The sequence below is a fragment of the Streptosporangium heterodermiicola genome, from assembly GCF_051390675.1.
In the GTDB taxonomy this organism is placed as follows: Bacteria; Actinomycetota; Actinomycetes; order Streptosporangiales; family Streptosporangiaceae; genus Streptosporangium.
Window position 1 is genome coordinate 1 of sequence record NZ_JBPJSR010000067.1, and the last position, 1,774, is coordinate 1,774.

Genomic DNA, 1,774 nt, shown 5'->3' on the forward strand with positions numbered 1-1,774 from the left:
GCGCCGACCGCGCCGACCGCGCCGACCGCGCCGACCGCGCCGACCGCGCCGACCGCGCCGATGGGGCCAAGGACACGCGACGCGAACAGCCCATATGACCCTAAGTAAAAGAGACACGCGGCTTGAGCTGCAGTTATCCGAACTTGCGTGCTAATGACCTAGCTGTAGTGCATCATGAACCTGCAAACCACTACATCTGGTGGTTCGTATCGTCCCAGCGGTGACGCTCTGCGACCCTGAAGCGGTCCGGAGCCGAACCCGGGCTGGTGTTTGGAAGGAGTTCCACACTTGACCCACCTCCGCTCGACTTCCGGAGCAGCGCAAGATCGCCGCCTGGTGCAGACGGCCGTCAAAGGTCTGACGGCCGACTCAGGGGACGCCGTCTTCCTGCCCTACGAACACGACGCCGCCCGAGAGTTCCGCCAGGAGCACGAGGGCGTGCATTTCTGGTGCGGGACGGTCAACGGGTGCGGGCGCCCGCTCTTCACTCGCATCGGCGAGGAGAGGATCCCGCACTTCTATCACCTCGGTGAAAGCGAGGCGCAGTGCCGCCTGGCGAAGAAGAGCCGGGGTCGGCTCGACATCGAGGCCCCGATGATCTCGGCCGAGCTGAAGCGCTGGCGCCAAGGCCGTGACCTTCCCGAGGGACACGTCGACTTTTTCGACCCCATCGATCGCCACGACGCCCGTTACATGCACATCACCGGCCCTGCCGGTACCAGGGAAACCCGCATCGTGCTCGGCGACGTCACGATCGTGCAGGTCCAGCAGGACGCCGCGTCCGCGCAGGGGCGTGAGTGGGACTGGTTCGTGCACGAGCGCAACACCGAGGTGACGGCGATCCTGGACAGGCAGGGCGTCGCTTACGGGCGATTCAGGTTCGTCATGCACGCGACCTCGGCGACCCTGCAGGTCTTCCTGTCCACCCCGGACAACGTGGGGGACTGGGGCCGCATCAGCCGGTACGTGCCCGCGCCCAACCGGGCTCCCCGGCTGCCCAAGCCCGCACCGCCTGTGAGAGCCGACTCGAGGCTGGCCCCGGCGCGTGCCCCTGTTCCGCAACAGACCGCCGTCTTCGGCCCTGCCCGCGAACAGGTCGATGATTTCGCGCGCAGGGCTCCCCGCCCACGTGCGTCAGAGCCCACTCAGTGGTACGCCCCCGCACCGAGGGTGCCCGCGCCCCGCTCCGAAGAGCAGATCGCCAACGAGTTCAAGGACGCCATCGCACGCCTGGAAGAGGCGCTGGCCCAGGAAGACCGCAAGAACAAGACCCGGTGCGCACGGCGCCTGCGCGCACTACGCAAGGCCCACCTCAAGAGCCTGTCCAGTGACGACAACCGAGCGGTCAAGGATCTACTCAGGCGAGCCAGTACCAGCTGACCGCCTGCCCTCCCATACCGGTCCGTGCTGGCCTACAGAGCATTGAGGCGGGCCAGCAGCACGGCGGCGGCCGCCGATCGGGCGGCCGCCTTACTGGCTCCGCTCCCTTCGCCGCGGATCGGTGTGTTCGTGGCGAGCAGGCGGGTGGCGGCGGCCGCGGTGAAGGCCGGGGCGTGCGACGGCCCGGTCGATTCCACCGTCCAGGTGACCGCCTCGATGCGGCCTTGCTGGGTCAGCTCGTTCAACACGCTCACCGGATGACGCTCCCCCGGCCCCACCCCGCCCGACAACCCTGACGAGCCCACCGCCACCGGCGCGGCCGCGGCCGGGCTGATCTGGATGCCCGCTTCCTTCAGCCACGTCTTCAGCGTGAAGGTCTCCACGTTCAGGCTCT

At 68.3% G+C, this 1,774-nt stretch carries 2 protein-coding genes; one reads left to right on the forward strand and one right to left on the reverse strand.

Annotated features, from left to right (window positions below):
• The first annotated feature begins 288 nt into the window (after positions 1-288).
• Complete coding sequence (locus ACSC1Q_RS42895; RefSeq protein WP_436764497.1) at positions 289-1,380, forward strand: hypothetical protein; 1,092 nt, start codon at positions 289-291, stop codon at positions 1,378-1,380.
• A 32-nt stretch (positions 1,381-1,412) separates the two neighbouring features.
• Here ACSC1Q_RS42895 and ACSC1Q_RS42900 read toward each other — a convergent pair.
• Positions 1,413-1,774: putative dsRNA-binding protein (locus tag ACSC1Q_RS42900; protein ID WP_436764498.1), on the reverse strand; the 362-nt coding region annotated here is incomplete at its 5' end.